A 25,298-nucleotide genomic window follows, 5' to 3' on the forward strand; every position below is an offset into this window, starting at 1 on the left:
AGAGGTTATTCTTTTAAATATTTTGCCGTAACTGATTTTAACAATTCGATCTCCACACCACTCATGGCCGCCGCTCTCACGTGCAGCATCAGCTCAAACATCACCTGCTGGTCATACCCAAGCTTGGTGGCGATCTGCGAACAGAAGATGATCTCTTCGCGGTACATGCGCTCGTCGATCTTCATGAGCTGAACGAGACTGAAGATATAATCGAATTTTTTGTCGCGTGAAAGGTTGGCGGGTATGATCAGGTCATGCTTCTGCTCCAGCAGCGGCATCACCTCATCCGGATAGATGCCATTGGCCCGCCCGATGTTGACAATGTAATTCTTCTCGCGATCACCCACCCGTCCATCGATCTGGGCAAGGTTCACCAGCAACTTCATTTGAGCAATGGCAGACATAAACTTGGGCTTTAGCGATCAAAACGACTTCCAACCTACCAACTAAATGACAAATAGTCAATGCAAGTCATTGAAATAGGATCTTTTTCGTGATCAAAACCCGTCCTCAGTACTTGGTTAGATAGTCCACGGTCTACGGTCGACAGTCCACGGCCGTGCCGGTGAAGTAAAGTCGTCGGACCACTATCACGCTCGTGGCTTGCGCGCAATGGTCTGACTACTATCTGCTGTGGTCTGTGGACTTTGATTACCTTAGGAGCATGAATTTTCTGGCGCATTTATATTTATCGGGAGAGAACCCAAAGCTGATGGTGGGGAATTTTATTGGCGATTTTGTGAAAGGCAGGAATGCGCTTGAAAAATTCGAGCCGGAGATCGTCAGGGGCATTCAGCTGCACCGGTCCATCGATGCGTTCACCGATACACACCCGGTGGTGGCCGCGAGCAAAAACCGGCTCCGTCCCAAATACCGGCACTATGCGGGTGTGATCGTGGATGTTTTTTACGATCACTTTTTAGCAAGCAACTGGAACCTCTATCACACTGAACCTCTGCCCTCCTACGCCAACCGCGCGTATCACCTCGTGGAAAGCTTCGAGTCTATCCTGCCAGAAGAAGTAAAATACATGCTACCGTATATGGTGAGTGGCAACTGGCTGGTGAACTACGCAAAGCTGGAAGGCATCCACCGCGCCCTCTCAGGCATGGCCAGACGCACATCGTTCAATTCAAAAATGGAAGAAGCCGTGCACGACCTGAAAGCGAATTTCGATGACTTTAAAAAAGAGTTCGATACGTTCTTTCCCGAGCTCAGTGCTTTTTGCAAATCCAAGATCGGAGAGCAATAATCGGTGTGTTTTTTGTTGCCGCAGATGAACGCAGATGAACGCAGATAAAGCAGTATCAGATCAGCGTGAATCAGCGTAGTCTGCGGGAAATGCACTACAAATTCCACCAATAGGTAAGCTTCACCACCAGTGCCCGGTTCTTGACTCCGAAAGTCTCCGGCACGTAATTGTCCGTATAGACAATATACAGATCGGAAGCAGGTCTGTATCGCCACTGAAGGCGGGTGTTCAGGTTCACATTTTTCTGCTGCTCGTTGTACTGCGCAAAGGCGGTGAAGAATAATTTATTGGTCATGGTAACATCCAGGCGCGGGCCGATAAGCCAGAACGTTTTGTTAAGCCACGGCTCCGGCAACGAGATATAGTTGTAGGTACTGCTCACAATAAAGCTCACGTATGGCTGAATGCGGTAGCCGGCCTCGCCCACCAGGTTCAGTCGCGAGCCTTGTGCATAGTATCCACCCTGGCGCAACGAGAACAACCACGTGAACACACTTTGTGGTTTCGAAATGTAATCGAGTCCCCAGGCCCTCCACTTGTGTCGTGTACCGGTTGCCAGTGAGTCGAGTCCTGAGTTGGTGGGATCGAAAGGTTGCAGCAGCTTGATGTAGCTGTTACCACCCCAGAGGGCGAGCGTACTTTGCTTGCGGAAAGTGACCTGATACGTCAGGATGTTCTCCTGGTCGGTCTGCCCGAATGCTTCGTTGAAAAAAGCGGTAACTGCGAGCTTCGGGCCGTGGCTTAAAATGCGCGTGCCCTTTGGAAAGAACAACCTACTGACCACGGGACTCATTTTCACATATCCCCTGCGCGGAACGTATCCTACTTCGGGATTGTAATTTCTTCCCACGTACTCATGCTGCCATAACACGTTCCACTCGCGGCTGGCATATTGCAGGTGGGCCGCATGAGACATATCGCGGTTTTTTCTGTCGGGACTGAACGACTTCAGGAACAGCGCTTTGCCCGTCCACAAATTGTTCGAGGAGGCAAGGTTGTATTCGAGGCCCGCATTCCTGTTGTATTGCGAATACTGGATCGCTTCGGGCAACGGATGATAGTTGAGCGATTCTTTATTGATGAAGATCGCGCCGATGTTCGACCGTGCAAAGACCCGTCGCTGCAGGGCCACCACTGAAAAGTTCTGCGATGGAAGCGCTGTCGCCTGTACCTTTTCTGTCTGCATGTTCATTACCCCTACACGCCAGTCTTTGTTGATCTTTCCACTGAGGCGTGCCCCGAATTGAATGGGCACACCCAGGCCGATGCGCCGCGAAAAAAACGGACGGATGGTGGCATAGCCGAAGTTTGCAAACAGATCTCCGTTCTCCAGGAAGAACTGCCTCCTCTCGGGAAAGAAAAGCTCGAAACGATCGAGGTTCGTTACCTGCCGGTCTACCTCCACCTGCGAGAAGTCCGGGTTCACGGTAAGATCAAGGTTCAGCGAAGAGGTCACCGCGATCTTGGCATCGGCGCCGGCATCCTTGCGATAGACGGTTTCGCCATTGTTCAGGTGATCGCGTGAAGCGCCGCCCAGCACGTAAGGGATGATGGAGATATTGGACCCGACGGCAGGCGGAGGCGCATCCCACACCAGGGTGCCGGTGTATGCCAGTGAAGCCGTGGGAAACTGCCGCGGCACGGGAGCCCAGCTTGACTTTTCAGTGGTCTTCAGGTCGAGCCTGCTGAAATTGATGCCCCACCGGGTGATACCTTTTTTGTAACGGATGGTCTTGAAAGGGATGGCCATCTCGAGCACCCACTTATCATTCTCATTGCTGACGGCCGAGGTCCATTTGTTGTCCCAGCTGAGATCGACTTTTCCACCTTCATACATGATGCCGTCCCACTGCGCACCCGCAGCATTGGCGCCGAAAGAAAAACCGTTCGTCTGATCGTCGAACGTATCCATGAACAGCAGGAAGTTGTCGTTCTTGCCGAACACAAAATCGCGGCGTAGCGATTCCACCATATAAGGGCCGGCCACCAAGTGATGGCAAACCGTAATGAGGTACAGGTTGTTGTCGTCGTAGGTCATGCGCACTTCGGTGCGTACCCTGGCAGCGCTGGTATCCATGGGAAGCACCATAAAAAAATCGGTGGCCATGTCTGCTTCAGACCATGCGGTTTCATTCATCACGCCGTCAATGATGACCGCAGACGATGCCCTGCGGATGGAGAGCTGGTAGGCGTCATTCTTCTTTTGAGCAGCCAGCGGCAGGCACAGGTGAAGAAAGAGCGCGAGCGCGGCGGGGTAAACGATAAAATTCTTCAGGACTCGTATTTTGAATAAATTTATAAAATGAAGCTAATTTGTAACAGGCACTGAATCAAGTGCGGGTTCTTATTATTTTAGCGGTTATTTGATCAAAGCATGCAAAACGATCCGGAGTTAAATGGAAAATACCTGGGAACTATCTCCCGCGATTTTGTGAAGGTTTCAGATACCCTCAAGGAAGCATCGTATCAGATCCGCAAAAGAGGTTTTTCAAACTTTCCCGTTTTTCCCGTGTGCAAGGAAGAGCAGCCCATCGGACAGATTCTCTTAGACCGGTCAACCGCCAGTTTGGAGTGGAACTATTATGTGACCTACCTCGATGAGTTTGTGCAGCGCGGGCTGGTAGAAGACCAGGAAAGCTTTCAGGCCGCGTATAAAGACCCGGATGAATTTTGCTGCCTGTTTGTTGTAGACAAAGATTTTACCAACTTCGTGTTCATTCCATACCCTGAAGACTGATCCATGATCGAACAGGCAAACATGCGGTTGTTTTTATGTCTGATCATTCTTTCCGCCTGTTTTTTAATCAGTCTGCCGGTAAGCAGTCAGTCGCTTCCCAAAGATATCGCCTTTGAACGCGTCAGCATTCCGGGCACCATCCGCTCATCACAGGTCACCAACATCATCCAGGACGACCTGGGGCTGATCTGGCTGGCAGGCGACGGCCTTTACCGTTACGATGGATTCAAATTCCGTCAATACAAGGAGATCGGTAACAACGGCGCCATACTCGATCCGCAGGATATTCTGTATCTCTTCTACGATAAAATTTCCTGCAGGCTTCTGCTGGGAACACGGCGGTACGGCATTGTAACTTATGATTACCAGTCCGATCAGCTTGCTCTCCTTCCCTCGCAGACAGAACCTCCCATCATCAACCACATCGCGCAGACTTCCGATGGAAAGATCTGGGCAGCTTCGTTTACTTCAGGACTATTCCACATCGAACGCGACACGCTGAAGAAGGTGCCGGGTCCGCAAAGCCAGTATCCGCATCCCATCTCCATCGTCGCTCATGGGCCCACACTGTATGTTGGCGTCCAGAAAAAAGTGATGGCGTTAGAGCAAGGTGTGGTGAACGATGTGATCGACCTCGACTGGCCTGGAAAGGACCTGCCCCAGCACACGTTCCCTACCAGCGTGTTCATCGATCGCCAAAAGCAGTTGTGGGTCGGCACTGAAAAACAGGGTGTGCTGGTGTATGACCTTGCGGGAAGAAAATTCGTCAAACACTTTCCCTCATCTGAGTCACCTTTCTTCAGCAAGATCTCGGGCATCACGCAAGACCGCGACGGACTCATCTGGATCCTCACCAAGGCAAGTGGCCTCGTGGTTTACAGCATGGAGCAGGACCGTACGCTGTTGCTCCGAAAAAATCCTTTTTCGGTGAAATCCATCTCCAGCGACAATTGTTTCAGCATCCTCGAAGACCGCGATGGCATCATCTGGATCGGCGCTACCGGCGATGTGAACAAGTATGACCGCAAGCAGGTGAAGTTCAGGCACATCTACCACAATCCGCTGAACAGGATCTCGCTCACTGACAATATGGTGAGGGGTGTATACGAAGACAATGACGGCAAGATCTGGACGGGCACCGACGGCGGTTATATCAACGTGATCGACCTCGAAAACGAAACGACAACACCCATCAAGGTAAGCCCCGGTGGCGATTCCAGTCTGCACGTTCCCCTGTACATCACCTCCTTCAATGACCGCATCATGCTGGTGGGCACACCGCGGGGGCTGCTGCAGTACGATCGCAAGACAAAAAAATTCTCACCTTTCGAACCGCTGTGGTCTGAAACCAAAGGCAAAAACGTACGGCAGATCATACGGCATCAGAACAATTTGTATTTCATTCACAGCGGAAGTGTTTTCATCCATGATCTCGCCACCGGTAAAACGGAAAGCTTCGGCAATGCCGGCGACCCACAGGCTGTGAACCTCACCACCCTGTATCTGGATGACGAGCAACGGCTCTGGGCAGGATCGGGCAAAGGCATTTCGGTATATAACAGCGCTGCGCGAAAATTCCGTTTTATGCCTTTCCGGGATCTTCCCTCTATTGCCAACGGATCGCTGCTGCTGGTGCTTTCCATTCAGCAGGTGGGCAACAAATTGTACGTAGGCACTTTCAACGCCGGCTTCTGGGAAGTGGACATCTCGAACATCGACGCCATCCCGCCTCCGAAAAAATTCTATAACCGGACCGGCCTGCCCAGCAATACGGTATACGCCACGTTGCCTGACGACCAGGGCAACCTCTGGCTCAGTACCAACAATGGGCTGGTGAGGTTCGACCCGCGCACAGAACGATTCGTTTCGTTTTCCATCAGCGAAGGCCTGCAGGAAGAAGAATTCAACCGCCTTGCCTATGCGAAGACCCGTACCGGCCAGCTCATCTTTGGCGGCATCAATGGCATCAACATTTTTAATCCCGGCGAGATCGAAATAGAGCAGGAGAATGTGGTTCCGGAGATCCTCAGTGTATCGGTACAAAACCCTTTGGCAAAAGACCCGGTAGTGTCAAGGATCACCGAGATCCCCGACAAGCTCATCCTTGACTTCGAGCAGAACTTCGTCAGCATCCATTTTTTTATTCCGCATTATAAACAACCCAAGAGGTATACGTTGTTCTACAAGCTCGAAAGTTTCGAAAAGGAGTGGAAGGAAGTGTCGAATGAAAATAACGTCACGTATGCCAACCTCCAGCCCGGTGTTTACAACTTTAAGCTGAAAACCGCCGGCATCAACGGACGGGAGCATATCGTGAGCCTGCCTATCATCATCGCCGCTCCTTACTGGCGGGCGTGGTGGTTCATCCTGCTTTCAGTATGCGTGGTGGCTTTCCTGGTGATGACCATTATCAGAAGTTATGTAAGAAAAGCACAATACGACCGGCAACGCCTCGAAGAGCTGCTGAAGATGAGAACGTCCGAGATCGAGAAGTCGCGGGAGGAGCTGCAGATCCTGAACCAGAAGAAGGACCTCATCTTCTCCATTCTGTCACACGACCTGCGTTCGCCGCTCACCACGCTGAAAGGTTTTTTAGGATACCTCATCGACCATGCGCACGAGATCCCGGTGGAAGATCTGAAAAAACACGCCGTCAGCATCCGGTACTCCGTCACCAACTCCCTCGACCTGATCGATAACACCTTGTTCTGGTCGTTGTCGCAGATGGGCACCATTCAATATACGCCCAGCACTTTTGCCCTGCACCACCTGTTTGAAAAACTGCGCGGACTGTACCAGCTCACTGCCGACAAGAAACGAATACCGCTCAGCATCTCGTGCCATGAAGACATTATGCTGCACGGCGATGAGAACATGATCTATGTATCGTTGCGAAACCTGGTGTCTAACGCGCTCAAGTTCACCTCTGAAGGTAACCCGGTAACCATCACCTGTAAACGCAGGGATGACTTTGTAGAGATCAACGTGGTGGACAAGGGCATCGGCATGAGCCCTGAGTATTTGAAAAAAATATTATCGGCCGATCAGCCCATGTTGAAAAAAGGAACCTCCAATGAAAAAGGAACAGGGCTTGGACTGCTGCTGTGCAAACAATTTATCGAGCTGAATAAAGGAGAGCTTCACATCACCAGCATCGAGCATGTAGGCACTACGTTCACGGTACTGCTGCCACTCAGTGTCCACCAGCCGGTTTCTTCTCACGCCTAACTTGCATAGGTACGAAGTACGAGATACGAAGTACGAGACGCTCGATCGGAGGTTTTCCGTACCTCGTCCTTCGTACCTCGTACCTTCTCACCTACTTCCTTGCACGTCGCGGCCTTAACGAAGGCTGTCCAACTAAACTACTCCGTGAAGTGGTCCCATCCTTGCGCACGAAGCGGAACTGTATTGCCCTGCTTGGTGATCATCACCCGCTCATTCTTGCGGTCATGCACATAGCCGATCATGTGTATGTCAGGATGTTTCTTGATCTTTTCCTGGTCTTCCTGGCGTATGGTGAACAACAGCTCATAGTCTTCGCCTCCGTTGAGGGCACAGGTGATGGGGTCGAGCTTGAACTCAACGGCGGTCTCAAATGTCATGTGATCGATCGGCACCTTGTCTTCATAGATGCGGATGCCTACTTCCGAATGGCGCGAGAGGTGAAAAAGCTCGGAGACCAGCCCGTCTGAAACATCGATCATGGAAGTAGGTTTTACACCTGCTTCTTCAAGGTCGAAAACAATGTCGGTGCGTGCCTCGGGTTTCAGCTGGCGGCCGACCATGTACTCATATTTTTCGAGGCTTGGCTGCATGCCAGGATCGGCCATAAACACCTGCTTCTCACGTTCCAGCACCTGCAGTCCCATAAAGGCTGCCCCCAGATCACCGGTAACGCAAATAATGTCATTCACCTGGGCTCCTTTCCGGTACACGATCTTCGATTTTGGAGCGCGGCCGAGAACGGTAATGGAGATCACCAGCCCTGCTGCGGAGGATGTGGTGTCACCTCCCACCAGGTCCACGTTATAATTCTCACAGGCAGTTTTGATTCCCTGGTACAACGCATCCACCGCCTCCACTGAAAATCTGTTGCTTAACGCGATGCTTACCGTGATCTGTTCGGCTTTCCCGTTCATGGCGGCGATATCTGAAACATTCACAGCCACCGCTTTGTAACCGAGGTGCTGAATGGGCACATAAGAGAGATCGAAATGGATGCCTTCAACCAGCATATCTGTCGAAACGAGCATACACTCATCCCCGGAGGCCTGGATCACGGCCGCGTCGTCGCCAATACCTTTTAGCGACGATTCATTTTTTAACGTAAATTGGCGGTTGATGCGGTCAATCAGGCCAAATTCGCCTAATTGGCTTATTTCGATGCGTTTTTCACTCATATTTTTGAATAGTAACCGGCTTTTGAGCGCTTTAAGCGGCTATTTATCCTGCAAAAGTAAGATTCCGGCCCAATTGACCATACACCTCTAATGATATACCCGTATCTATGTTACTTAATAACCAACCTAACAACAATATGAAAAAGGCCATTGGTCTTCTGCTCGCAGTCTCGGTTCTTGTCGGTGCTTGTGGACCAAAATCCTACTACAAGACCAAAGAAGGGAAGAGAAAACAGAAATATTATAACGAGATCCAGTTTGGTGGAAAAAGTGCCGCTACAATGAAGAAGAAGTTCTGATCTCTTCGCAAAGCTCTATTAAAACTCCTCGTGTCGATTTTGGGTGCAGGAAACAAATCATTTTGTTGTCTGCACCTTTTTTTGGCTCTGTACTCAGTGGTGTAAATCCTTTCGCTTCATATTCTGGCAAACGTTTACGGATGTCTGACACCTCAAAAGCCAGGTGGTGAATTCCCTCCCCTTTTTTCTCGATGAATTTGGCAATGGGTGAATCTTCACGGGTGGCTTCCAGCAGCTCGATCTTGACACCTCCAACTTCAAAAAATGCGGTTCTTACGCCTTCAGAGGCCACTTCCTCGATCTTATAGTGATCGCGCCCCAGCAATGAAGCGAACAATTTGTTGGCTGTTTCTATATTTTTGACCGCAATGCCGATATGTTCCAATTTTTCCATAATTGCTTAACTTTGTAAGCCAAAGAAGAAACTTTTTGCCGAAATCAAAAGTTTTTAGGCAGTGAAACTTTCCCGATCATGATCGAAACCCTAAGTGAAATGCACGTTGAAGCAGCCCGTATTCAGCAGGAGATCAAAGATTACCTGGGGTTGCGCACATCCGACATGGTGTTTGAATACACATCTTCGGAGGGTAAGACCAGGCTCGACCTGATCACCATCAACCCGCGGCACAACCAGGCATTTCTTTTTCACAGCGAAGTAGGTTTTGACAAGATCGACGTTCTGAAAAAAATGCTGAATTACGTTCAGAACTACAAAGAGAAGGAAAGCTCTTACACGATACAGTGGGTGGCCAAAGGTGGAAAGGAGCTGCACACCTCCTATTTCAAGGCCAGCAACATCATGGATGCGCTGCAGAAATTATACTATGGCCGCGACATGAATACCATCACTGTATTCAGCGTTGTGCTCAACCCGATATCATAGATTTTAACCGTTTGAAAAAATGATCAACGTAACCGATAAAGCCAAAGACAGAATCATGTCCCTGAGACAGGAAGAAGGACATTCACCCGCTCACAATATTCGTGTTTCTGTAAAAGGTGGTGGCTGCTCAGGCCTGATGTACGATCTCGGTTTCGACGATAAAGTGAACGCTGCAGACCAGGTGTTCGAAGACAAGGGCATCAAGATCCTCGTCGATAAAAAGAGCCTGCTCTACCTGCTCGGTACCACACTCGACTTCACCGATGGCCTGAACGGAAAAGGTTTCCAGTTCATCAACCCCAATGCTTCCCGCACTTGTGGCTGCGGCGAAAGCTTTTCAGTGTAGCATAAGCCTACACCGTAGCAATACACTTCAACTCTATCGCTATAGGCGTGGGTAGCGCCGTGATCTCTACCGTTGTACGGCACGGCTGGTTATCCTTGAAATATTCTGCGTAGACTTTGTTATAAATCGCAAAGTCTTTTTTCATGTTGGTGAGAAATACCGTTACATCCACCAGGTTCTCCCAACGTGAGCCTGATGCTTCCAGCACATACCGCACATTCTGAAACACGCTATGGCACTGCAGCTCGATGTCGTAGCTGACAATGTTTCCCGCAGCATCCAACGTGACGCCTGGAATCTCTTTCGAGCCTCTTTTGCGCGGCCCCACACCGGAAAGAAAAAGCAGGTTGCCCACCTTCCGGGCATGGGGATAGAGGCCTACGGGTTCCGGAGCCTGATTAGAATGGATTTTATCGTTCATGTATTTGATGTTGTTGTCAATTTTACTTTTTCGCTCCGGTAGAATCCACGGTCGACGGTCCACAGACCACGGCCGTACGTGAATGATACAAAGACTGTCATCTAGGGGTTAACTGCTGTGGACTGTCGTCTGTGGACCGTGGACTATTTTATCCCAAACACCAGGGTCGCCCAGTAGCTCTGCCAGTCTGCTTTCGGATCTTTTGATGGTACCATTTTCACAAAACTTACCATCCACCTCCCGGGATTGCTGATGTGCGTTTCGATGGTGCCGTCTTGCTGGCTGAAGATGTTCTGTGCGGTGGTGCGGTTGTTGTTAAAATTCAGGACTTTTACTTTCGCCCCGAACACCGGCTTGCCCATATACAGGATCCTGAACTTCACCGGGTCGCCTACCTTCAGCGTATAAGGGTTTTGCTCCGGAACGATCTCCACCGGAAATCCCACCTCCTTCCTGAAGGTGGCGTCTGTTTTTTCCCCTGCCTGCACCAGGAGCTTGCTATACCTGGCATACAGCTCCGTTCCGTTCTTAGCCATCGTGTTTGTCTTGCGGCGCTGACCATAGGCTTCGTCCAGTCCGTTGTCTTTCAGGTAGGCGTTGAATTTTTCGGCTTCCATTTCAGAAGAAGCGTTAGTGCTCTGCATCGCCAGCAGGTAAGTGCCTTCTGCTGTCAGCGGCGTTTTAAGGTTGTCTTTATCTCCTTCCACAACCTGACCTTTCAGGTCTTTCAGGGTATTCTTCTGATGCAGCTCGAGGCGTTCAAGTCTATCTTTCTTCACGGTCCACGGTTCACCCACAAAGCCCTCGCCTACTTTGAAGTTCACCACCAGATCTTCTCCCGGCCTGTGAACGAATTTCAGTGGCTGAAGCCAGAACTCACTCGCCTGTGCCAAAAAGCTGCAGGCCAGCAGCGTTGCAAAGCTCACCAGTTTTTTATTCATCAGTTTCATGATCTTTCATTCATCAGGTCTTCTATCTCTTCGGCCTCTACCGGTATATTTTTCATCAGGTCGAGCACACCGTTCTTGCGGATGACCACGTTGTTCTCGATCCTCACACCCAGGCCTTCTTCTTTGATGTAGATGCCGGGCTCCACGGTCCATACCTGCCCCACCTGCATCTTGTGATACATGTTACCGACATCATGAACATCGAGCCCGAGCTGGTGCCCTGTGCCATGCATGAAGTATTTTGTGAAAAGCGGTTTCTCTTTGGGCTGGTTCTTGATGTCTTTGCGATCGATCAGCTTCAGGCCCACGAGCTCGCTCTCCATGATCTTCTGCACTTCCTTGTGATATTCAAAGTAAACAACACCGGGCTTCAGCATCTTTGTGGCCGCACGTTTCACCCTGAGCACCGCCTCATAAACTTCTTTCTGGCGTTTGGTGAACTTGCCGTTTACCGGGATGGTGCGCGTGAGGTCTGCGTTGTAGTTGGCATATTCGGCGCCTACATCCAGCAGCAATACGTCACCATCTTTACAGGGTTTGTTATTCTCGATATAATGCAGCACGCAGGAGTTGGCCCCCGAAGCAATGATGGGTTCGTAGGCAAATCCGCGGGAACCGTTGCGCAAAAACTCGTGAATGTATTCCGCTTCGATCTCGTACTCCATCACACCGGGTTTCACAAATTTCAGCACACGCCTGAAAGCCTGTTCCGTGATGTTGCACGCTTGCTGCATCAGCTTGATCTCCTCGTCAGACTTGACGGAGCGCAGCGCATGCATGATGGGCGCCAGCCGCTCATACTTATGCAGCGGATACTTTTGCTGACACCATTTGATGAAACGGTTATCGCGGCTGTCTACGGCGATCTCTGCCCGGTAGTGATCGTTTGTATTCAGGTAAACGCGCTCCACATCGCCCATCACCATCATGGTGTTGAACAGCTTCGGAAATTCGGTGGTCCACAACACGGTCTCGATGCCCGTCAGCTCGCGCGCTTCTTCTTTGGTGAGCTTGTGGCCTTCCCAGGTGGCGATGAGCTCGCTGGTCTCTCGGAGGAAAAGAACCTCGCGGTATTTTTCATCGGGAAAATCGGGACAAAGCACCAGCACGGTCTCTTCCTGGTCTACACCCGTGAGATAAAAGAGGTCGCTGTTCTGGCGGAAACGCATGGTGCCGTCCGAGTTGGTGGGCATGATATCGTTGGCATTGACCACCACCACGGCATTGCCTTTCAGTTTTTTAACAAGGTTCTTACGGTTATTGGTGAAAAGCCGCTGGTTGATCTTCTGGTAGCGCATAAGGTGTTTAAAGTCCCTAAATTAAGTGATTTCGCCTGTAATCAAACAAACCCGGCCGATCGTTGAAATCAAGAATCCCGCCACGAAGAAGTGCTTACAGTGTGTCCTGCTTCATTTGCATTCTTTCTGCTACTGTGTGCTTTGTGCGCGCCCGCCGCAGCGATAGCGAAGGAGGGCCTTTGTGACAAAATTTCGGAGCCCAAGCCACGTTTTCGAAAATACAACGCGCTGGTTATCTTTAACTCTTCTAATCGATCAAACCATGAGAAAACTCTTACTTGTTACACTGCTTCTTTTTTTGCTTCACGGAGCTTACGCACAGTGGAAGTACGAACCATCACCTGAAAACCTGAAGAACCGCGAATGGTTTCAGCAGGCTAAATTCGGACTGTTCATCCACTGGGGCGTGTACAGCGTGCTGGGCGATGGCGAGTGGGTGATGCACCAGCAGCAGATCCCCATCAAAACTTACGAGAAGCTCCCCGCTTTTTTCAACCCTACCGAGTTCGACGCGAAGGCCTGGGTAAAGATGGCCAAGGACGCCGGCATGAAATACATTACCATCACCAGCAAACACCACGATGGTTTCGCCATGTGGGACAGCAAAGTGTCTGACTATAACATCGTGAAACGCACACCTTACGGGAAAGACGTTCTGAAAATGCTAGCCGACGAATGCCGCAAAGAAGACATCAAGCTGTTCTTCTATCATTCACAGCTCGATTGGCGTCATCCCGATTATTTTCCCCGTGGCAACACCGGTGGCAATTATACGGGCCGTCCTGACCGCGGCGATATGAACAAATACCTCGATTACATGGACGCCCAGCTAACGGAGCTCCTGACCGGCTACGGCGATGTGGCAGGCATCTGGTTCGATGGCATGTGGGATAAAAAGGATGCTGACTGGCGGCTCGAAAAGACCTACAAGCTTATTCACCAACTTCAACCGGGAGCGTTGGTGGGCAGCAATCATCACCGCGCGCCCTACGAAGGAGAAGATTTTCAGATGTTTGAAAAAGACCTGCCGGGCCACAACACCACCGGTTTCTCACCCGAGCAGAAGATCGGCATGCTGCCCCGCGAAACCTGCGAGACCATCAATCAGTCCTGGGGATTCAACCTGAAGGACGACCGGCACAAAAGCCGCAAGGAGCTCATCCAGTACCTGGTGAAGGCTGCTGGCTATGACGCCAATTTTCTATTGAATGTAGGCCCCATGCCCAATGGCAAGATCCAGCCTGAGCACATCGAGCTGCTCAAACAAATGGGCGACTGGCTGAAACAATACGGCGAGACCCTCTATGGCACCCGTGGTGGCCCGCTCACAGCGCGCGACTGGGGTGTTACCACACAGAAGGAAAACAAGGTGTATGTTCATATCCTGAAATGGTATGATGCCTCGTTGCTTATTCCGTCATGGGGTAAGAAGATCAAGTCGGCAACACTTTTCGCAGACAAAACACCGGTGAAGTTTTTGGAGAACCAGTATGGCATCACGCTGAGCATACCGAAAGAGAAGCTTGATGAGGTGGATACTGTGATTGAGTTGGAATTGAAATAATCAGTTGTAGTGTAAAAGTACGAGATACGAGGTACGAAGTACGATAGCCCAGTCTGCATTCATCGTACTTCGTATTTCGTACTTCGTATTTCGTACCTCGTACTTCTCCCATCGGCTTAAACTCACATTGATGAACCCAATCAAAATAGCCACCGCCCAGTTCGAGAACCGCAGTGGCGACAAAACGTATAACCTGGGCGTGATCGAGGCGATGGCCCAAGCCGCAGCCCGGCAGGGATCGCATGCCATTGCTTTCCACGAATGTTCCATTACGGGTTATACTTTTGCCCGGCATCTTTCAAAAGAACAAATGCTTGACCTTGCCGAAGTGATCCCGGGCGGCGAAAGCATCCGGAGGCTTCAGCAGATCGCCGCAGCGCATAACATCGTTGTGCTGGCAGGTTTGTTCGAAAAAGACGCGGCGGACAATCTTTTCAAAGCGTACGTCTGTGTAGACCGTAACGGGTTGGTGGCCAAACACCGCAAGCTTCATCCTTTCATCAATCCTCACCTCATACCGGGCGATCGGTATACCGTATTCGAGATCATGGGATGGAAATGTGGCATCCTGATCTGCTACGACAACAATGTGATTGAGAACGTGCGTGCCACGGCATTGCTGGGCGCAGAGATCATCTTCATGCCGCACGTCACCATGTGCACGCCTTCAACACGGCCGGGGGCCGGATTTGTAGATCCGCAGCTGTGGCATAACCGCGAAGCAGACCCCACATCGCTCCGGGCCGAATTCGATGGACTGAAAGGCCGCGCGTGGCTCATGAAATGGCTGCCGGCCCGCGCCTACGACAACGGGGTGTATGTAGTTTTTTCAAACCCTATCGGGATGGACGACGACCAGCTCAAGAACGGCTGCGCCATGATCCTGGACCCGTTCGGTGATATCGTGGCAGAATGCAGAAAGCTGGGTGATGAGTTTGCCGTGGCAACACTCACGTACGAGAAACTTCAGCTGAGCGGAGGTTATCGTTATAAAAAAGCAAGAAGGCCTGACTTGTACGGAACGATCCTAAGTCAGGCCCACCATCCGGAACAAAAGGTTGTTTGGATGAAAGAAACCGGTGATCAGTAATCAGTGTTTGGTATTCAGCAGTTCCGTAAAGACCGGTTACCGAATACCGATAACCACTACATGGTTGCTTTGTCGGTCTCGACGTAATTGAGCAACAGGTACGTGATCGTCATGCCCGAGAATGTTCCTTCCAGTGTTACTGCGGCGGCGGCAATGTATTCATTGAGGAAACGCCCCATGGGTTCTCTTTCAATGATAGAGGCCATCAGGTTCTGATCCGCCTTGAGATACAGCAGCAGGAAAGCAGCAAATGTTGAAGCCCCGATCACAGACGTGGCCACACCAATGCTCAGGCCGCGGAAATAATTCAGGTGCCCGGCATGCGTGCGTTTGTATTGCTTCATGGCAGAATAAATGCCGCCCAGCATAATGAACAAATTCAGCAGCCTCAGCTCAATGATGTGCACTAAACCGAGCGCATACATGACAAAGAAATATACGATCAGTCCCAATGCGATCAGCGTCCCATAAATTTCAGGTATGCGATCAGGTCTGTTCCAAAGATTCAGATTTTTCATAACCACTCCTTTTGAGAATGATTCAAAAAAACTGTGCCGCAGGGAAATAATTGACAGTTGACAAATACACAATTGACAACGTGTACGGTTGCTTCAACTTACGTGCTCCGATTCGAAGCAGCCGCCTGGATGCCCAGGCCCAATCCGTTGTCAATTGCGCCCGATGACTATCGGGTTTGTCAATTGTCAACTTTTCTGATCGATCGGTACATTCACTTCATCCGTGTGAACGTAGTTGATCAGGATGAACGTAACGAGCAGGCCGGAGAACAGTCCTTCGAGTGCTACGATGAAGGAAGCGATGTAAGGATTCAGGTAACGACCCATGGGCTCATTTTTAACGATGGAGTCCATCAGGGCCGGATCCAGCTTCATGTACATGAAAAGAAATACGGCAAAGATCACGGAGCCGATCGCGCCTGTTGCGACGCCGGTGATCAGCGCTCTGAAATAATTGAGATTGGAGCCGTGGGTTTCCTTGAATTTCTTCAGGGCGAAGTACACACCAGCCACAAGGATCAGCAGGTTCAGCAAGCGCAACTCAACGTGGTGTGACAGTCCCGTAAAGTGCATGACCAGAAAATACACCGTGAGACCTACTCCAATACGCAGGCCATAACTTTCAGGAATACGATTAGGATTGTTAAAGAAACTCATAGGATTTAAAGGTTAGGGTACACCCTAATTTTTTGATTTTTTAATAGATTTACAACGTTTTCGAAGCGCTATATTTTCATTATATTAACTCTTTACACCTCCCCTAACCTTATTTTCTATGATCAAAAAAATTTTACTGGGACTACTGGGACTGATCGTTCTGTTAGTCATTGTTGGTTTCCTTCTTCCCGGAAAGATGGAGATCTCGCGCAGCATTACGGTGAACGCGCCGGCCGAGTATTCATTTGAAGAAGTGAACGGCCTGGAGAACTGGAACCGCTGGTCGTACTGGAACACGCTTGACACTACCATGACGATCAACTATGGAGAGAAAACAGCAGGCGCAGGCGCATTTTATACCTGGGCCAGCCAGGATATGGGAAATGGCAAACTCACCATCACCGAAAGCACTCCTTTCAAGGCGATCAAGGCCGACCTCGACTTTATGGAACAGGGTACCGCCAAAGCGTGGTATGACTTTGAGCCCGAAGGCGAAGCCACAAAAGTGACCATGAGCTTCTCTTCCGATTTTGGCATGAATCCGCTGGTGCGCTGGATGGGTGTGTTCATGCGCCCCGAGATGAACAAAGCCTTTGAGCATAACCTCAACAAGATCAAAGAACTGGCCGAAGGCAAACCGAGGTTCTCTGTTGCCATCACACAAGAGAAGGTTGCTCCCGTTACCTACGTGGGCCTGAAGCACACCATGAACCCACAGGATATGCAGGCCATCAGCAAAGAGATGTCGAGAATGTACGGCGAACTGTTCACAGCGCTCAAGAAATCAAAAGTGGAGCTGGCCGGCGCACCGTTCGCCCTGTATCCCAGCTACAGCGAAACATCGATGGATATGGTTTGCGCGCTGCCGGTAGCGGCCAATGCCAAGCTGCCTTCCAAATACGCGGTGATGACAAACGAAGGTGGCAACGCTGTGAAGGCCATCCACAAAGGCGCTTACGAGAAGCTCGAAGCCACGCACAACGAAATCGCCAAGTTCATGGAATTCAAAAAGCTTCAATCCAACGGCGCGCCCTGGGAAGTTTATGTAACCGATCCCGGCGTTGAAAAAGATACCGCCAAATGGATCACGGAAGTTTATTATCCTGTGAAGAATTAAAAAATTGTCCATGGTCCATGGTCGATAGTCCATGGTTAGTGTTGTGAATCGGCAAAGTTCCGCCTCAATGATCACTTTGTCTCAGAACACAAACGGTTAAAGGTCCACTATGATGCTATGGACCATGGACTATCGACTTTCATTCTAATGACTCTAGAAGAATTCAAATCCTCCCTCTCCGCTCCGCAGCCTCCGTCTGGCATCAGCGCCTTGCTGAAAGCGCTCTGGTATGATGGCAAGGGCGACTGGGAAACATCCCACAACATTGCACAGGATATCCATTCCCCTGAAGGTTCCTGGATCCACGCTTACCTTCATCGCAAAGAAGGCGATACAGGAAATGCCTCGTACTGGTATCACCGCGCCGGAAGATCGATGCCCGGCAGCACCCTGGAAAAAGAGTGGGAAGATATCTCCCGCGATCTGCTGAAGCGAAGGGAATAACAACCCTTTGAGGGGTTTAAAACCCTCAAAGGGTTAGGGTTGGGGTTGATCGACTACTTCAGCTCAAACGAGGCGCGCTGCCCGTCTTTTGAATTTCCGCCGATGAACACATTGAATTTACCAGGCTCTGTTCCAAACGTCATGTCGCGCCTGTAGAACGAAAGATCCTGTTGCGTCAATGTGAAAGTCACCTCTTTCGATTCTCCGGGTTGAAGCATGATCTTCTGAAATCCCTTCAGCTCTTTTACTGGGCGTGTCACACTGCCTACCACATCCTGCACGTACAGCTGCACTACTTCTTCTCCTGCGCGCGTGCCTGTGTTTTTCACCTGGCACGTTACCGTAAGCTTATCTTGTGTGGTGATCTCATTTTTGCTGAGTTTCACGTCTCCGTAGCTGAAGGTGGTGTAGCTCAACCCATGGCCGAAGGGGTACAACGGATCGTTGCTCACATCCAGGTACCGCGACTTGTACTTATCGAGCATCTCTCCGCCATAGGGACGGCCCGTGGTCTTGTGATTATAAAATAACGGCACCTGACCCACATGCTGCGGGAAAGTAGCCGTGAGCTTACCTGAGGGATTGTAGGTACCCAATAACACATCGGCTATGGCGTTGCCCGCTTCGGTTCCTAAAAACCATGTTTCAACAATAGCGTCTGCGTTGGCCTGCTCCCACGGAAGGGTCAATGGCCTGCCGTTCATCAGCACGATCACCAGCGGCTTGCCGGTATTCTTCAATGCCTTGAGAAGGTCGAGCTGTTTTCCGGGCAGCGAAATATCGGCGCGGCTGGAGGCTTCACCTGTCATGCCCTGCGACTCTCCCACCACCGCGATCACCACATCAGATTTTTTGGCCGCTTCAACCGCTTCGCTGATCATGGCTTCGGAAGACCGCTGATCGATCTCCAGATTGCCGCCATGGGTGTTCAATCTTTGAATGAGCACGGGGTCGTCTGTAATGTTGGCACCCTTGGCATAGTTGATCTGCAGGTGGCCTTGGCTATTTTTCAGTCCCTGGTCAACACTCACGGCCTGTTGCCAGTCGCCGGCACCGCTCCAGTTGCCGATCATATCACGCTGACTTCTGGCCAGTGGTCCTACCAGCGCAACGGAGGCGCCAGGCTTCAGGGGCAGCGCGTTATTGTTATTCTTCAGCAGCACAATACTTTTGCGGGCAACGTCGCGCGCCGCCTCCCGGTATTCGTTCTTCATCAGCGTTTGTTTGGCGCGCTGCTCATCGGCATAACGGTAGGGGTCGTCAAAGAGGCCCAGCTTGTATTTGGCCTCCAGGATACGCCGGCACGCCGCATCGATCTGCGTCACCACAATTTTTTTATCCTGTGTGAGCTTGCCCAGGTTATTGAGGTACACTTCACCCACCATGTCCATATCGTTGCCGGCTTTTAAGGCATCGGCGGCAGCTTCATATTCATTGGCGCTCACGCCATGGGCCACCAGCTCGGTCAGGGATGTGTAATCCGACACCACCATACCCCTGAAGCCCCATTGCTTGCGCAGCAGGTCATTGATCAGCCATGAGTTGGCGGCAGCAGGGATACCGTTGATATCGTTGAACGACGTCATCACGGTGGCCACACCGGCATCCACGGCAGCCCTGTACGGAGGCAGGTAATCCTGCAACATGGATCTTTCGCTCATGTCTACAGGATTGTAATCCCTGCCTGCCAGGGCTCCCCCATATAAGGCAAAATGTTTTACACACGCCATCACGGTGTTGTTCAGGGCAAGGTCGCCACCCTGGTAGCCCCGCACCATCGCTTCGGCTACACGCGATCCGTACCAGGTATCTTCACCGGCACCTTCTGCAATGCGGCCCCAGCGTGGATCACGGGCAATGTCTACCATGGGTGAAAATACCCAGTTGAGTCCATCGGCACTGGCCTCGTCTGCTGCAATGCGCGCGCTTTTTTCAATGGTGGCAAGATCCCAGCTGGCAGATAACCCCAGGGGTATGGGAAAAATGGTGCGGTGACCGTGAATAACATCGTACCCGAAAAGAAGGGGGATCTTCAGCCTTGTGTTCTGCACAGCCATCTCCTGAAGCTTGCGCACGGCCACGGGTGTAAACGTATTGAACACACCGCCTACCAATCCTTTCTTGATCTTCTCCTCCACGTTCTCACTTACAATGGGTCCGGTTACATCAAAACCTACGGAGACAAGATTGAGCTGGCCGATCTTTTCTTCCAGGGTCATTTTGCTCATCAGGTTGGTGATGAACTTGTCCATGTCTGGCGTGTTCATCGTCGATGTGATCTTCCTTTCCTGGGCCTCGACCGCAAAAGAGAAAACCACCATCAGGCAGATCGTTACATATCTTATTGTTTTAAGCATATTCTGATTCTTGAATGTTTGTTACAATCAATTTTGAAATCCCAGCTTATCCATCGCCACCTGCACTTCAGGTGCCGACATAAACAGGTTCCACAGCAGACCGGTGCGGTGATTCTCCATCATTACAACGATAGGTCCCTGGTCAATCGCGAGGTATGAATTGGCTGTCCAGCCCTGGGTAATATTATAGGCGTCGTAAAAACCGTACGGTCCCCAGAGACGGTCGCCCAGCTTGTAGTAAAAGAATTTGAGCGCTTTCATAGACTGCTCCGGTGAATAGGGAAACGACGATAGCGCGGCCGTTGGCGTGATCACGCCCAGGTCGTTGGTGGGCGAATGCGCGTCGTACCCTGATGGGTTGTCACTGGCCGTGAGTCCCCAGCTCTCGTCACTGTACCCCGCGAACTTCTTCGGGTTGGCCACACAATACGTATAATTGATCAGTGTGTGATTGACATTCTGCGTCCAGTAATTGGCGTAGGTGTCGCTGAGGTTGCGCGGATCGAGCCCCAGAAAAGAGTAGTGTGTAAAGAACAAGGGGCCGCCATAATCACTGCCCAGCGGCAACGTGATGTCATAAAATTTCTTTCCGTTTTTGATCAAACCATTGTTCGCCCAGCCTTTGTGGTATACGGAAGCATTGATAGTATGTGTAGGAGAAGCTGCAGCCAGGAAATACGTGATGAGGCATTCGTTGTATCCCCTGATCTGGTGATTCATGATCCACTGCTTGTCCGGCGACCAGTGCCAGTACAATACATCCTGTCCTCCGCGGGTATACCAGTCCCATTCAACGGTCTGCCACAGCGCGTTGATCCTGTCGATCAATGCCTGCTCAGCGGCGTCTGCTCCATTCAGGTATTGGCGAAATGTGATAAGCCCTTCCATCAGGAAAGAAGTTTCCACCAGGTCTCCGCCGTTGTCATTGGTGCCGAAGGGAATGACGTCACCGGTGTTGCCGTTGATCCAGTGCGACCATGCGCCATGAAACCTGTCGGCCGTCTCCAGGAAATCGAGTATCTTATCAAGGCGCTCAAGGCCTTGCTGGCGTGTGATGAAATTTCTTTCGATGCCCACGATAATGGCCAGGATGCCAAAGCCCGAGCCGCCACTGGTAACGAGATCGCCGGATGTATTCCGCTCACGAGCCATACCACTGGCGGGATGGGCAAAATCCCAGAAATATTTAAAGGTTTGTTGCTGAACCAACGTCAGCAGCGCTTCGTCTGATATCACAGGAAAATCAGGCGTTGGGTCCTGCGCTGTGTAGAACTTCCGGGTATAGTGTGTAAGCGCTTCACTGTTTGCGCCTTTCACTTCGCCAGACATCACCAGCAGGTATTGCGAAAGATCCCTGAGCTTCTGCGTCAGTGTGATGGTGAGCTTCGAATTTTGTTCTGATAACACCAGCGAAGACGGTACTACACCATTCGCTCCGTTCACATACACGTTCTGCGAAATGATGGTTGCCGGCGCAACAGGTTCTGAAAAGGTTATCTCAATTTTGGTGTTTTCCAGCGAAACGTCAGCGATGAGCGCTGAATTCAGCGCCGGAGTGCCTGCTATCGTCAGCGACTTGATCTCAAGAACACCTGGCACGGTGTAGAATTCGGTGGTGAAGTCTGGAAATGTTTCTTTGCCTGCGCCTTTGAGCTCTTTTGAAATGGACAGCACGTACGTTTCATTGGCCTTCAGTTCTGCGCCAGGCTGCGCCACAATGGTTTTATCGCTATCCTGAAAAGAAAAGGTCAGCGCAACAACTTCGCCTGTGCTTTTAACTTTCAACTGAACCGCCTGAGCAGCTTTGGTAACATCAAGCACATCGCTGAAAAGAATAAAGATAGGTTTGTCTGTGGGCGCTGCTGTATTCTTCGATGGATCGGTCAGATCGAGGGCGTAAGTTCCTACGCGAATGGTGGTAAGCTGAAGCTTTCCGGCTGCAGGCTCATCCGGTTCATTATCGCATGCGCCGAGGGCCAGGCAGGCGAGCAGAAAAGCAACTGCATAATTTTTTAATTGTGTTATCATGGGTATCCGCAGCCAATAGAAAGAGAAGGTTTCCAGGTTCTCCCGGAAACCTTCCAAAAACAAAATTAACTAACTAAGATCCTTTTGACCGGCTTAAGGTTTTCCTGAGTTGTACATCAGGGTGATCTCGGCGGCAGTCAGCGGTCTGTGCCACACGATAACATCATCAAGAGAACCTTTGAAATGGTTCGCGCTGGCCAGGTCATAACCACCCCATGGCTCTGCATCCCACATGGTGCCCGCGCGCGATTGTACAAAACCAAAGGCAAGCTCGTTCACTACATCGGGTGCTACACCATTGTACTTCAATCCGGTAACATAAGCTTTGTTATCTTTTACGCCCTGGTCGTTGGTCCACAGGTTGAAATCGAACTCGCGCATCAACTCACCATTGGCGTAATAGTAGCCGTGCTTGGTTGTGCCGTTGTACACGAAAACAATGTTGACCCATTTATCCTTCAGCATGGTGGCCGGTCCGCCGGTGGCTGTGAGGTCTTTGGTGAAAAGGAAACCTTTCCATCCGCCGTTGTCCTTGTTCTTGCCATCACCTTTGAATTCGTTGTCTTCTGCTGCCCATCCCACTGTTCCGTTGTTATTATACGTATAACCTACAGGCATCTTCCAGCCAGCGTATCCGCCCAGGATCTCGAATTGGAAACCATAGAACGCTCCCAATCCCATCACGAAATGTCCTTTGTCAGGGTTATCGGTATGCGGTGTCGGTTTTGCCCAGAAGCTCATTGTGAAGTCGCTGGTCTTCATCAGGTTGTCGCCATTGGAGACCTCGATGATACTGGTGGTTCCGTTAAATACAGCGGCTTTGCCCGAAGCAGCATTGTGCGACGCACCGTATGTAATGGCTACGATCTGATTGGCTGTGGGGTCATAATTGCCAACCACGTCGTTGGCGTTGTCTTCAAAGGTCCACTGCGCTATGGCACCAGGAGGTGCAAAGGTACCTTCTGATGTGAAGTTCCTTTCAATTGCTTCCTTGAGTGTTTTACCGCCTGTGCTCTTCAGACCCGCATCGAACTTCAGAATGTAGAGTGTTCCGGTGCCGAAGTTGTCATTGGGATCTATGGTAACAGTTGCGCCATCTACAGTAATGGTAGTAGGAACAACGGCATTGTCGTATTGACGGGTTAACGTAATAGAACCTGTGCTGGAAGCATCAACGCCTGTTGAGAACGTCGCGGTGATCGGCGAAGCTACCGGTACTCCTGTTGCGCTTGTGGCGCCGTTCAGATCAGTAGTGCCTGCTGTCAGTGAAGTAAGGGTCAAAGCAGGGGGCTCGTCATCATCGCAACTCACCGTCATCAGCGAAACAGTAGCGAGTAATGCCACTGCCAGCAACGTGTTAAGGATAAAATTCAATTTTTTCATGTTCATACTTAAATTAAGGGTTAAACGATTCTGTCTATTTTATTGCTACTATTATTGATCCCAGTTGGGGTTTTGTGCAATCCGTTTTTGTGTGAGGTCAACCTCGATCTGAGGTATGGGAAGCAGCTCGTGTTTTCCGGCGATGAATCCAAGCGGTCCGAGCACCGTTGCTGCACGGTTGGTGCGAACAAGATCCCAGAAACGATGTCCTTCCATGGCCAGCTCATGCCTGCGTTCGTTGAAAATTATTTCGTCAAGCGCGGTCTTGTCTGTTGTAACGATATCAGGCAGTGCCGCGGGATTTCCTGCCCGCGCGCGCTCACGCACATCGTTCAGGTATTCCAATGCCTGTACCGGTTTATTATTCTTATTGAGAACCTCCGCAGCCATCAACAGCACATCGGCATACCGGATGAGGCGCCGGTTATGGGCAAACTGTGTCGGAACATTGGTCCCTTTTGTCCACACTTTCTGGTTATAGCATTCTATCTCGATAAGGTTTCCCTGCGCATCTTTTGTTTCATCGGGCGTCTGACCGTCGCCGACAATGGCGATGTCGTCTATGACTTCTCCCAGGAAAATAACGGTTGCTTCGAGGCGGGGGTCGCCGGGTTCAAAGGAACGTTGCAGGTCGAGCGACGGCCTGTTGAAGCCCCAGCCCCTGTTGGGCGTTCCGCGTACACCCTGCACGTTGGCATACTGGTTTCCTCCGTTCTCTATTTGTTCGTACGGAAGAGCGCCTATTTCGAAGATCGATTCGGCGCCGTGTACACCTGCTTCACTGTTGGCGTCGGCAAAATTGGGCATCAGCGAGTACTGTGTCGAGCTGATCACCTCCATCAGATACTTTTCAGCATTTTGTGTGTCACCCTGAAACAAGTAGACCTTTCCCAAAAGGCTTTTGGCCGCACCTTTGGAAGCCCGGCCAAGGTCACCGGGGGCATATTCGGATTTTTCAGGCAACGATTCGATCGCCGAAAGCAGGTCTGCCCTGATCAGCTCGTAAACTTCCTGCACCGACGCCCGTGTCAGTGTAGTGGAAGGTGTTGTTGTAGTGACGAGCGGAACACCTCCCCACGCTCTCACCATATCGAAATAAAACAACGCCCGCAGGAACTTCGCTTCTCCGATATACCTGGCTTTAAGCGTTGCATCCATGGAGATCAGAGGTACTTTTTCAATCACCACATTGGCGCGTTTCACACCTTCATAGAGCGTGCTCCACCAGCGGCTCACATTTCCTTCTGTAGGGATATGCCGGAACCTGTCGTAAGGCCCCACATCGGCGGCTCCGTCGTCAGGATTGCTTCCCTTCCGTGCGTCGTCTGACATGATATCCAGAATAGGAAAGAGACCCTGGTGAAAGGCATTGGTGCGCATGATATTGTACACGCCATTGGTTGCCAGCAAAGCATCACTGGCCGTCACGGGAAAGCTCTCCTGCGTGAGCTTGCCTTGCAGGGGTTTTTCGAGAAAATCGCTACACCCTGCAACAATGATCCATAAAAAAGCAAGCGTAAAAGCTGTTATCGATTTCATTGTGTTATACTT

The 25,298-nt window shown here is 50.8% G+C and carries 23 protein-coding genes; 10 read left to right on the top strand and 13 right to left on the bottom strand.

Features of this window, described 5'->3' with window-relative positions:
• Positions 1 to 5: 5 nt before the first annotated feature.
• Positions 6 to 404, bottom strand: coding sequence for a hypothetical protein (locus KK083_RS23855; RefSeq protein WP_254168205.1), 399 nt, complete (start codon positions 402 to 404; stop codon positions 6 to 8).
• Between the two features lie 260 nt (positions 405 to 664).
• On the opposite strand from KK083_RS23855, the gene KK083_RS23860 reads away from it, so the two are divergent.
• Complete coding sequence (locus KK083_RS23860; protein ID WP_254168207.1) at positions 665 to 1,252, top strand: acyl carrier protein phosphodiesterase; 588 nt, start codon at positions 665 to 667, stop codon at positions 1,250 to 1,252.
• A 94-nt stretch (positions 1,253 to 1,346) separates the two neighbouring features.
• Here KK083_RS23860 and KK083_RS23865 read toward each other — a convergent pair whose 3' ends face one another.
• Positions 1,347 to 3,389, bottom strand: coding sequence for a DUF5916 domain-containing protein (locus KK083_RS23865; protein ID WP_254168209.1), 2,043 nt, complete (start codon positions 3,387 to 3,389; stop codon positions 1,347 to 1,349).
• Positions 3,390 to 3,626: 237 nt separating this feature from the next.
• Here KK083_RS23865 and KK083_RS23870 point away from each other — a divergent pair, with 237 nt between their 5' ends.
• Positions 3,627 to 3,989 carry a hypothetical protein gene (locus KK083_RS23870; RefSeq protein ID WP_254168211.1) on the top strand — a complete coding sequence of 121 codons (363 nt, stop codon included), beginning with the start codon at positions 3,627 to 3,629 and terminating at the stop codon, positions 3,987 to 3,989.
• 3 nt (positions 3,990 to 3,992) lie between these two features.
• Positions 3,993 to 7,217, top strand: a complete 3,225-nt coding sequence (locus KK083_RS23875; protein ID WP_254168213.1) for a ligand-binding sensor domain-containing protein — start codon at positions 3,993 to 3,995, stop codon at positions 7,215 to 7,217.
• A gap of 137 nt (positions 7,218 to 7,354) precedes the next feature.
• Here KK083_RS23875 and thiL read toward each other — a convergent pair whose 3' ends face one another.
• Positions 7,355 to 8,392 (bottom strand): thiamine-phosphate kinase, encoded by a 1,038-nt coding sequence (thiL, locus tag KK083_RS23880; RefSeq protein ID WP_254168215.1) that lies wholly within the window; start codon positions 8,390 to 8,392, stop codon positions 7,355 to 7,357.
• Positions 8,393 to 8,529: 137 nt separating this feature from the next.
• Here thiL and KK083_RS23885 point away from each other — a divergent pair, with 137 nt between their 5' ends.
• Entirely contained in the window at positions 8,530 to 8,691 is a 162-nt protein-coding gene (locus KK083_RS23885) for a hypothetical protein (RefSeq protein WP_254168217.1), read from the top strand.
• On the opposite strand, the gene mce is transcribed toward KK083_RS23885, so the two are convergent.
• Positions 8,669 to 9,085, bottom strand: coding sequence for a methylmalonyl-CoA epimerase (mce, locus tag KK083_RS23890; RefSeq protein ID WP_254168219.1), 417 nt, complete (start codon positions 9,083 to 9,085; stop codon positions 8,669 to 8,671). The genes KK083_RS23885 and mce overlap by 23 nt on opposite strands.
• A 78-nt stretch (positions 9,086 to 9,163) precedes the next feature.
• Between mce and KK083_RS23895 the strand changes: the two genes are divergently transcribed.
• Positions 9,164 to 9,574: a hypothetical protein gene (locus tag KK083_RS23895; RefSeq protein ID WP_254168221.1), complete on the top strand. Its 411-nt coding sequence runs from the start codon at positions 9,164 to 9,166 to the stop codon at positions 9,572 to 9,574.
• Positions 9,575 to 9,593: 19 nt separating this feature from the next.
• The gene (locus KK083_RS23900) at positions 9,594 to 9,920 is read left to right on the top strand and encodes a HesB/IscA family protein (RefSeq protein ID WP_254168223.1); all 327 of its coding nucleotides are present in this window, start codon (positions 9,594 to 9,596) and stop codon (positions 9,918 to 9,920) included.
• Positions 9,921 to 9,927: 7 nt separating this feature from the next.
• Here the strand turns inward: KK083_RS23900 and KK083_RS23905 are convergent, their stop codons facing one another.
• The 3 genes from KK083_RS23905 to KK083_RS23915 form a co-directional block, all read right to left on the bottom strand.
• Positions 9,928 to 10,341, bottom strand: a complete 414-nt coding sequence (locus tag KK083_RS23905; protein ID WP_254168225.1) for a RidA family protein — start codon at positions 10,339 to 10,341, stop codon at positions 9,928 to 9,930.
• 143 nt (positions 10,342 to 10,484) lie between these two features.
• Positions 10,485 to 11,291: a DUF4198 domain-containing protein gene (locus KK083_RS23910; RefSeq protein WP_254168227.1), complete on the bottom strand. Its 807-nt coding sequence runs from the start codon at positions 11,289 to 11,291 to the stop codon at positions 10,485 to 10,487.
• A complete protein-coding gene (locus tag KK083_RS23915) occupies positions 11,288 to 12,589 on the bottom strand; it encodes an aminopeptidase P family protein (RefSeq protein ID WP_254168229.1) in 1,302 nt (433 codons plus the stop codon). Before KK083_RS23915 ends, KK083_RS23910 begins: the two co-directional genes overlap by 4 nt.
• A gap of 262 nt (positions 12,590 to 12,851) precedes the next feature.
• Between KK083_RS23915 and KK083_RS23920 the strand changes: the two genes are divergently transcribed.
• On the top strand, positions 12,852 to 14,153 hold the full coding sequence (locus KK083_RS23920) for an alpha-L-fucosidase (RefSeq protein ID WP_254168230.1): 1,302 nt from the start codon (positions 12,852 to 12,854) through the stop codon (positions 14,151 to 14,153).
• Positions 14,154 to 14,283: 130 nt separating this feature from the next.
• Positions 14,284 to 15,243 carry a nitrilase family protein gene (locus KK083_RS23925; protein ID WP_254168231.1) on the top strand — a complete coding sequence of 320 codons (960 nt, stop codon included), beginning with the start codon at positions 14,284 to 14,286 and terminating at the stop codon, positions 15,241 to 15,243.
• A gap of 56 nt (positions 15,244 to 15,299) precedes the next feature.
• Here KK083_RS23925 and KK083_RS23930 read toward each other — a convergent pair whose 3' ends face one another.
• Together KK083_RS23930 and KK083_RS23935 are read right to left on the bottom strand one after the other, a co-directional pair.
• Positions 15,300 to 15,761: a DUF4199 domain-containing protein gene (locus KK083_RS23930; protein ID WP_254168232.1), complete on the bottom strand. Its 462-nt coding sequence runs from the start codon at positions 15,759 to 15,761 to the stop codon at positions 15,300 to 15,302.
• 186 nt (positions 15,762 to 15,947) lie between these two features.
• The gene (locus KK083_RS23935; protein WP_254168233.1) at positions 15,948 to 16,418 is read right to left on the bottom strand and encodes a DUF4199 domain-containing protein; all 471 of its coding nucleotides are present in this window, start codon (positions 16,416 to 16,418) and stop codon (positions 15,948 to 15,950) included.
• Positions 16,419 to 16,536: 118 nt separating this feature from the next.
• Between KK083_RS23935 and KK083_RS23940 the strand changes: the two genes are divergently transcribed.
• Positions 16,537 to 17,535, top strand: coding sequence for an SRPBCC family protein (locus KK083_RS23940; RefSeq protein ID WP_254168234.1), 999 nt, complete (start codon positions 16,537 to 16,539; stop codon positions 17,533 to 17,535).
• A 147-nt stretch (positions 17,536 to 17,682) separates the two neighbouring features.
• Positions 17,683 to 17,979, top strand: a complete 297-nt coding sequence (locus KK083_RS23945) for a hypothetical protein (RefSeq protein WP_254168235.1) — start codon at positions 17,683 to 17,685, stop codon at positions 17,977 to 17,979.
• A 53-nt stretch (positions 17,980 to 18,032) separates the two neighbouring features.
• On the opposite strand, the gene bglX is transcribed toward KK083_RS23945, so the two are convergent.
• The 4 genes from bglX to KK083_RS23965 all read right to left on the bottom strand — a co-directional run bounded on the left by bglX (position 18,033) and on the right by KK083_RS23965 (position 25,286).
• Positions 18,033 to 20,336 (bottom strand): beta-glucosidase BglX, encoded by a 2,304-nt coding sequence (gene bglX, locus KK083_RS23950; RefSeq protein ID WP_254168237.1) that lies wholly within the window; start codon positions 20,334 to 20,336, stop codon positions 18,033 to 18,035.
• Between the two features lie 27 nt (positions 20,337 to 20,363).
• Positions 20,364 to 22,364, bottom strand: a complete 2,001-nt coding sequence (locus KK083_RS23955; protein WP_254168239.1) for a glucoamylase family protein — start codon at positions 22,362 to 22,364, stop codon at positions 20,364 to 20,366.
• Between the two features lie 93 nt (positions 22,365 to 22,457).
• Positions 22,458 to 23,753, bottom strand: a complete 1,296-nt coding sequence (locus KK083_RS23960; protein WP_254168240.1) for an Ig-like domain-containing protein — start codon at positions 23,751 to 23,753, stop codon at positions 22,458 to 22,460.
• Between the two features lie 45 nt (positions 23,754 to 23,798).
• Positions 23,799 to 25,286, bottom strand: coding sequence for a RagB/SusD family nutrient uptake outer membrane protein (locus KK083_RS23965; protein ID WP_254168241.1), 1,488 nt, complete (start codon positions 25,284 to 25,286; stop codon positions 23,799 to 23,801).
• Between the last annotated feature and the right edge of the window lie 12 nt (positions 25,287 to 25,298).

The organism is Chryseosolibacter histidinae (genome assembly GCF_018598225.1).
Classification (GTDB): domain Bacteria; phylum Bacteroidota; class Bacteroidia; order Cytophagales; family Cyclobacteriaceae; genus Chryseosolibacter; species Chryseosolibacter histidini.

What these genes read in the sequence shown, in the direction of transcription:
- KK083_RS23855 (WP_254168205.1), bottom strand. Translation starts at nt 404, where the DNA reads ATGTCTGCCATTGCTCAAATGAAGTTGCTGGTGAACCTTGCCCAGATC.
- KK083_RS23860 (WP_254168207.1), top strand. Translation starts at nt 665, where the DNA reads ATGAATTTTCTGGCGCATTTATATTTATCGGGAGAGAACCCAAAGCTG.
- KK083_RS23865 (WP_254168209.1), bottom strand. Translation starts at nt 3,389, where the DNA reads ATGAATGAAACCGCATGGTCTGAAGCAGACATGGCCACCGATTTTTTT.
- KK083_RS23870 (WP_254168211.1), top strand. Translation starts at nt 3,627, where the DNA reads ATGCAAAACGATCCGGAGTTAAATGGAAAATACCTGGGAACTATCTCC.
- KK083_RS23875 (WP_254168213.1), top strand. Translation starts at nt 3,993, where the DNA reads ATGATCGAACAGGCAAACATGCGGTTGTTTTTATGTCTGATCATTCTT.
- thiL (WP_254168215.1), bottom strand. Translation starts at nt 8,392, where the DNA reads ATGAGTGAAAAACGCATCGAAATAAGCCAATTAGGCGAATTTGGCCTG.
- KK083_RS23885 (WP_254168217.1), top strand. Translation starts at nt 8,530, where the DNA reads ATGAAAAAGGCCATTGGTCTTCTGCTCGCAGTCTCGGTTCTTGTCGGT.
- mce (WP_254168219.1), bottom strand. Translation starts at nt 9,085, where the DNA reads ATGGAAAAATTGGAACATATCGGCATTGCGGTCAAAAATATAGAAACA.
- KK083_RS23895 (WP_254168221.1), top strand. Translation starts at nt 9,164, where the DNA reads ATGATCGAAACCCTAAGTGAAATGCACGTTGAAGCAGCCCGTATTCAG.
- KK083_RS23900 (WP_254168223.1), top strand. Translation starts at nt 9,594, where the DNA reads ATGATCAACGTAACCGATAAAGCCAAAGACAGAATCATGTCCCTGAGA.
- KK083_RS23905 (WP_254168225.1), bottom strand. Translation starts at nt 10,341, where the DNA reads ATGAACGATAAAATCCATTCTAATCAGGCTCCGGAACCCGTAGGCCTC.
- KK083_RS23910 (WP_254168227.1), bottom strand. Translation starts at nt 11,291, where the DNA reads ATGAAACTGATGAATAAAAAACTGGTGAGCTTTGCAACGCTGCTGGCC.
- KK083_RS23915 (WP_254168229.1), bottom strand. Translation starts at nt 12,589, where the DNA reads ATGCGCTACCAGAAGATCAACCAGCGGCTTTTCACCAATAACCGTAAG.
- KK083_RS23920 (WP_254168230.1), top strand. Translation starts at nt 12,852, where the DNA reads ATGAGAAAACTCTTACTTGTTACACTGCTTCTTTTTTTGCTTCACGGA.
- KK083_RS23925 (WP_254168231.1), top strand. Translation starts at nt 14,284, where the DNA reads ATGAACCCAATCAAAATAGCCACCGCCCAGTTCGAGAACCGCAGTGGC.
- KK083_RS23930 (WP_254168232.1), bottom strand. Translation starts at nt 15,761, where the DNA reads ATGAAAAATCTGAATCTTTGGAACAGACCTGATCGCATACCTGAAATT.
- KK083_RS23935 (WP_254168233.1), bottom strand. Translation starts at nt 16,418, where the DNA reads ATGAGTTTCTTTAACAATCCTAATCGTATTCCTGAAAGTTATGGCCTG.
- KK083_RS23940 (WP_254168234.1), top strand. Translation starts at nt 16,537, where the DNA reads ATGATCAAAAAAATTTTACTGGGACTACTGGGACTGATCGTTCTGTTA.
- KK083_RS23945 (WP_254168235.1), top strand. Translation starts at nt 17,683, where the DNA reads ATGACTCTAGAAGAATTCAAATCCTCCCTCTCCGCTCCGCAGCCTCCG.
- bglX (WP_254168237.1), bottom strand. Translation starts at nt 20,336, where the DNA reads ATGCTTAAAACAATAAGATATGTAACGATCTGCCTGATGGTGGTTTTC.
- KK083_RS23955 (WP_254168239.1), bottom strand. Translation starts at nt 22,364, where the DNA reads ATGATAACACAATTAAAAAATTATGCAGTTGCTTTTCTGCTCGCCTGC.
- KK083_RS23960 (WP_254168240.1), bottom strand. Translation starts at nt 23,753, where the DNA reads ATGAACATGAAAAAATTGAATTTTATCCTTAACACGTTGCTGGCAGTG.
- KK083_RS23965 (WP_254168241.1), bottom strand. Translation starts at nt 25,286, where the DNA reads ATGAAATCGATAACAGCTTTTACGCTTGCTTTTTTATGGATCATTGTT.